The sequence below is a fragment of the Archangium sp. genome (assembly GCF_036389735.1).
GTDB lineage: Bacteria > Myxococcota > Myxococcia > Myxococcales > Myxococcaceae > Archangium.
Genome location: NZ_DASVWK010000707.1, coordinates 1 through 5703, shown reverse-complemented (window position 1 = coordinate 5703; position 5703 = coordinate 1). Strand labels below are relative to the sequence as shown.

General features: G+C 71.2%; 5 protein-coding genes and 1 pseudogene. 5 read left to right on the top strand and 1 reads right to left on the bottom strand.

Annotation, left to right across the window (positions count from 1 at the left end; genetic code table 11):
• Positions 1-467, bottom strand: a pseudogene (locus VF794_RS24975) (hypothetical protein); the annotation flags it as partial.
• Between the two features lie 157 nt (positions 468-624).
• Between VF794_RS24975 and VF794_RS24970 the strand changes: the two are divergent.
• The 5 genes from VF794_RS24970 to VF794_RS24950 form a co-directional block, all read left to right on the top strand.
• Positions 625-2280: a thiamine pyrophosphate-binding protein gene (locus VF794_RS24970; RefSeq protein WP_331114571.1), complete on the top strand. Its 1656-nt coding sequence runs from the start codon at positions 625-627 to the stop codon at positions 2278-2280.
• Between the two features lie 104 nt (positions 2281-2384).
• Positions 2385-2822, top strand: a complete 438-nt coding sequence (locus tag VF794_RS24965) for a hypothetical protein (RefSeq protein ID WP_331114569.1) — start codon at positions 2385-2387, stop codon at positions 2820-2822.
• A gap of 325 nt (positions 2823-3147) precedes the next feature.
• Complete coding sequence (locus VF794_RS24960; RefSeq protein ID WP_331114566.1) at positions 3148-3642, top strand: hypothetical protein; 495 nt, start codon at positions 3148-3150, stop codon at positions 3640-3642.
• An 85-nt stretch (positions 3643-3727) separates the two neighbouring features.
• Complete coding sequence (locus VF794_RS24955; protein WP_331114565.1) at positions 3728-4342, top strand: hypothetical protein; 615 nt, start codon at positions 3728-3730, stop codon at positions 4340-4342.
• A gap of 11 nt (positions 4343-4353) precedes the next feature.
• On the top strand, positions 4354-5703 hold a 1350-nt coding region (locus tag VF794_RS24950; RefSeq protein WP_331114563.1), incomplete at its 3' end, for a hypothetical protein.

Genomic DNA, 5703 nt, shown 5'->3' with positions numbered 1-5703 from the left:
GCCTTCTCGGGGTAGCGGAAGTGCCGGGCCACCACCTCGATGAAGGTGCGGGCGGCGATGTCCGAGTAGCCCTGCATGGCCGGGATGGTGGCGTTGAGCTCCAGGGCGTGCGGCTGGGTGTTCACGAAGTAGTCCACCCGCGTGGTGACCAGGCGCGACACGTTCGCGAAGGTGCGCTCGGTGAGCTCTCGCTCCAGCGGGGACAGGCCGCCGAGGATCAGCTCGCGGTGGTCTCCGGCGATCGCCGCGCGCGTCATCTTCACCGTGGCCGAGGCCAGGAGGGCCGAGAGGCCCGCGCGACGACGGATCTCCGCGGCGTCGAGGATGACGGGGGTAGCGGTGACGGGGATGGGCCGGGTGGTGCCGTCCTTCTGGGTGACGGCCAGGCCTCGCGCGTACGCGGTGCGCGCCAGCTCCGGTCCGAAATGGACCGCCTGACGCCGCAGCACTTCCATGAACTCTTGCACGGGGAATCCTTCCTTACGCCGCCCCTCCTTACTCCGCTCGGGGGCGTCGGGGGAGTGTCTTCGACAGGCGACCGGGCACTCAGGGGCTACCCGGGCGGCCTGATTCGGCGATGATGGCCGGACTTCCGAGGTTCCGAATACAGGGAGGCAGCACGGCATGGGCGACATGGTCACCGGCGGGCAGCTCGTCGCACGGATGCTGAAGAAGGAAGGCGTCCGGCACATCTTCACCCTCTCGGGCCTGCACGTGGCCCCCATCTACGCGGGCTGCGTGGAGGAGGGCATCCAGGTCATCGACACGCGCCACGAGCAGGCGGCCGCCCACGCCGCGGATGCCTACGCCCGGGTGACGCGCGGGGTAGGGGTGGCGGTGGTGACCGCCGGCCCCGGGGTGACGGACGCCCTCACCGGCGTGGCCAATGCCCACGCGGCCAGCTCGCCCATGATCCTGCTCGGCGGCGCGGCCCCCATCTTCAACCAGAGCCGGGGCTCGCTCCAGGAGATGGAGCAGGTGGATCTCTTCCACCGCATCTCCAAATGGTCGGACCGCATCCCCACCCCGGAGCTGGTGCCGGCGTACCTCGCCAAGGCCTTCCGCGTGGCGCTCTCCGGGCGGCCGGGGCCGGTGTTCCTGGAGCTGGCCTGGGACGTGCTCTGCAACGCCGTGGACGAGTCCACCCTGCAGATGCCTCGCAGCTACCGCACGGACGCGCGGCAGGCGCCGGATCCGCGCAAGGTGGACGAGGCGATGGCGCTGCTGAAGACGGCCGAGCGCCCGGCCATCATCGCCGGCTCGTCGGTGTACTGGGACGGGGCGTGGGAGGCGCTGCGGCGCTTCGCGGAGACGGCGCAGATTCCCGTGTTCCTCAATGGCGCGGGTCGCGGCTGTCTGCCGGGAAGCCACCCCCTCTTCTTCCAGCACACGCGCAAGGACGCGCTGAGCGGGGCGGATCTGGTGTTCGTCATCGGCACGCCCTTCGACTTCCGGCTCAACTACGGCGCCGAGCCCACCTTCAGCGCCGAGTCGAAGATCGTCCAGGTGGACATCGACCCCGTGGAGGTGGGGCGCAACCGCGTGGTGGACGTGGGCATCATCGCGGACAGCTACAGCGCGCTCACCGCCTTCGCGGACGCGGCGCCCAAGGGCAAGCGCGAGGCCTTCCTCTCGCAGCTCCGAGGCCGCGAGCAGAAGAAGCTGAAGGACCTCGAGGCGTGGACGAAGAACGACAGCGTGCCCATCCACCACTACCGGCTGGCCAAGGACATGTCGGACGTGGCCAACGGGGCGGGGCAGGACCCGGTGTTCATCGCCGACGGCGGCAACTGGGTGGCCATGGCGGCCAAGGTGATCGAGCTGCGCCAGCCGGGCCGGTGGTTGGATCCGGGCCCGCTGGGGTGCCTCGGCGTGGGCGCGCCGTTCGCCATCGCCTCGAAGGTGCTGCACCCCGAGCGCACGCATTGGATCATCCAGGGCGATGGCTCGTTTGGCCTCAACGGCATGGACTTCGAGACGGCGCTGCGCTTCAACCTCCCCATGGTGTGCGTGGTGGGCAATGACGCCGCCTGGGGGCAGATCCGCATCCCCCAGGTGCAGATGTTCGGAGAGGACAAGTCGCCGGGCACGCTGCTCAAGCCCACCCGCTACGACAAGGTGGTGGAGGCGCTGGGCGGCCACGGCGAGCTCGTGACGGAACCGGCACAGATCCGCCCCGCGCTCGAGCGCGCGCTGGCCAGCGGCACCGTGGCCTGCGTCAACGTGATGCTCGACCCCGAGGCTCCGGTGAAGGCCGGCGCCATGGGGTACGCCGTCTGATTCGTCGCGTCACGTGTGGCACCGTCGCGCGAGTGCTTGCGCGTGGCGGCGCCCTCGCGTACATACCGTGGCGTAACTGTGTTTCCGTTGAAACCGTGATTCCCGTGCGCCCCTCCACCCACCCCGAGCCAATGACGTCCCGCGGGCCGCGCCTGCTGGCGTTGCCGCTCGTGCTCGTGTGCGTGCTGGCGTACCTGGGAAGCGTGGCGCACTTCTTCCTCGTGCAACACCGCACGTGCCTCGAGCACGGCGACCTGGTGCACGAGGGCGAAGTCGAGCAGGGCACCGCGCTGATGAAGCCGCGCGCGTCCTTCGAGGACGAGCGGATTGTCCGCGCCGAGGCCCGGGTGTCCGTGCATGGCTCGGACGCCCACTGCGCGCATGTCTTCCTCCGCCGGGTGGCGCCGCCGCCGGTCGGGGGGATGCTGTCGTCGGAAGTCGCGGTCCCGTCGGGTCCGTTGCTGGAAGACGATGGCGTGGTCCTGGAGCCGCCGGTGGCGTGGCTCCATCTGGCTCCCAAGTCTTCACCGCCTCGGGTCTGAGCGCGTCCTCCCTCTCCCTCGGGGAGAGGGTCGGGTGAGGGTCTCCCTCGCCACGTCACGCGCCTCCCGCGCTCCCGCACCCACGGATCCTCCCTCCGTGCATCTGGCAGCGTCCCGTGCCTCACGTGAGGCGCTTGGGCCGCCTTCCGTGTGCACGCACCTCGGAGCTTCGAGTCAGGGTCCGAGGCCCGCGAGCGATGCTCTCCCCACTGTGTGCCCTCGTGCACGCACCTTCCTCACGTTCCGGGCGTCCCAGGTCGTTCTGGGGACGGGGACGTGAGGCTTCGCAGCACCACCCCGTAGTCCACAACTGGAGTCACACATCATGACCAAGAACCTGCTGTCCGCCTGCCTGCTGTCGAGCGCGCTGCTCATCGGCTGCAACAACTCCAACGAGAACGAGAACGAGGCCGATGTCGAGGGCTGCGAACACCTCCAGGAGGGCCCCGCCTCCGCCGTGACCGCGACCGCCGCGACGAGCGGTGCGCCCGCCGTGAGCAATGACCACAAGCGCTACGACATCACGCTGCCGGCGGGCACCGGAGGCAATGTCGGCTCGGTGTCGTTCGCGTCGGGCGAGGCCACCGACTACGTCCTCTTCCTCGGGGCGGACGTGCCCGTGAAGGTCACCAACTCCATGGGTCAGGACGTGGCGTTCGAGGAGACCGCGAAGACCTCGGAGGCGTGCACGGAGGTCAAGGGCCGCCACGTGGTGCCGATGGGCGTGGGCACGTACACGCTGACCTTCGGCCCCACCACGCAGGGCTCCGTCTCGCTCGTCATCGAGGAGACGGCGCACGACGAAGAGCACACGCACTGAGCCGTTCGCTTCACCGGAGCTGGAGCGGGAGCGCGCTGGTGGCCTCCCGCTCCGGTCTCTCCCACCGCATCAACAGGAGACGAACATGGGTAGCTTCAAGCCGTTTCCCCAGGCCCTCCCGCCGGACGTGCGACGCGAAGGCGAGCGACTGTTGGATGTGTCCATGTGGTGCATCGGTCGCGATGTGTCCCACGAAGGCAACCTGTTGCTGCGCCGTGGCCTCGCCCGCGAGGGCATTCCAGCGGGGCAGCAGGGCACCAGCGCCTACTCGGGCGCGTTGCCTGGAGGCGGCGCCCTCACGCTGTGGGGCTTCGGGGCGCTGTGCCGCGTGTGCGGCGAGGCCGTCTACGTGCCGCGCGACGGCTTCAGCCCCTGTCTGTTGGACGAGGCCCGGGTGGTGTGGCCCGTCTTCCAGGCGGCGGGCCTCGGTGGCGCGCTGCGTGAGCCGACCACCCCGGGTGAGCGCCAGGCCGCTCGCGCCGCGGTGGTCGCCCTGGCCGGCTGGCTGGCCGGATACGAGGAGTGGGTGGTGGATCAGACCGGCCCCGGCTGGCGGCACGCATGCGTCGCCGCGCGGCGCAAGGAGTCGCCGGTGCCCGTGGAGACGTTGGCGGCGGCGTGGACACGGCTGGCCGAGCGTGTGGCCGTGCTGGAGCAGTCCGTTGTGGACGATTCGTTTGCCCCCGTTGTCGGGGCCTGAGTGAGGTCACCATGCTGGCGCGACACCTTCGAGCCGAGGATCCCTCCATCTTCCCCGCCGGTCCCTGGGACGACGTCCCGGACGCGGAGCTGCCCACGCCTCCACTGCGCGAGGGGCTGGGCCGTGCGCACCTGAAGGTGAGCACCCGGGTTCCCCTGGCCCAGGCTTATTTCGACCAGGGCCTGCGTCTGCTGCACCTCGGGTGGGGCACCGAGGCGCGGCGTTCCTTCGCGGAGGCCGCCCGGCAGGACCCAAACCTCGCCATGGCGTACTGGGGCCTCGCCCTGACGCGCGGGGCGGGTGCGCGCTACGTGACGGCGCGGGCGGAGGCCATCCACCGGGCGCTCTCGCTCTGCGAGGGCATCACGGACGCCGAGCAGCGCTACATCGTCGCCGCCACCTTCCTGGCCGACAAGGGCCCGGCCAACGGTCGCCATGGCTTCGTGCGCGAGATGGAGGCCCTCATCGACCGCTGCCCCGAGGATGCCGACGCGCGCCTGTTGCTCGCTGGCTTCCTCTCGGATGGGTATGAGTCGGATGGGCGTCCCGCCGCGGGCCAGCCCTATGCGCAGGCGCTCCTGCGCGACCTGCTGCGCACGCACCCGCACCACGAGGGCGTCCACCACGCCTGGGTGCAGGTGATGGTGGACAGCTCCCGCCCCGAGGTCGCGCTGGAGAGCGCGCGGCGTCTGCGGTTGCTGGCACCTCACGCCAGCACGGCCCTGCTCGGCTCCGGCCGCTTGTTGCTGCGCGTGGGCCACACCCGCGAGGCCCGGGAGGTGCTGGAGGCGGCGGTGGCCGTGGAGGATGTCTGGCTCGCCCACGAGTCCCCGCCGGAGACGGCCGCGCCGGTGGCGGGCCTCGCGCTGCGCCTGCTCACCGTCGCGTGCGCCGAGGCGGGCCGGTACGGCCAGGCCCAGTCCTGGGCTCGTCGCCTGCGCGCCTGGGTGGAGGCGGTGACGCCGCACTCCACCCAAGGGCTCGTGTTCGCGGCCAACACGCTCTCCTGCCTGCACCTGCGCTTCGGCTTCTGGCTCGCGGCGGCGGAGGCCCGTGTGGCCCTGGGGACCGGGTCGAGCCTGGCCGAGCGCGGGCTGCTCTCGGGCATGGAGGTGTATGCCCGGGGGCTTCGCGCCCTGGAGGCCGGCAAGCTCGTGGAGGCGGAGCGCGCGTGCGACGAACTCGACACCCTGCACCCGCCGCTGGCCGAGGAGCGCAGGGGCGAGGGGCGCACGCTCTGCCCGCGTGATACCGCCCGGGTGGTGGAGCTGGCGGCGTGCGAGCTGCGGGGTGCCTTGGAGGCGCGTCAAGGTGAGTACGCCCGTGCCGAGGCCCTGCTCATCAAGGCCTGGCGCCTGGAG

Excerpts from the sequence above, each read along its gene's own strand:
- VF794_RS24970 (WP_331114571.1), top strand. The coding sequence starts at position 625 with ATGGGCGACATGGTCACCGGCGGGCAGCTCGTCGCACGGATGCTGAAG.
- VF794_RS24960 (WP_331114566.1), top strand. The coding sequence starts at position 3,148 with ATGACCAAGAACCTGCTGTCCGCCTGCCTGCTGTCGAGCGCGCTGCTC.
- VF794_RS24955 (WP_331114565.1), top strand. The coding sequence starts at position 3,728 with ATGGGTAGCTTCAAGCCGTTTCCCCAGGCCCTCCCGCCGGACGTGCGA.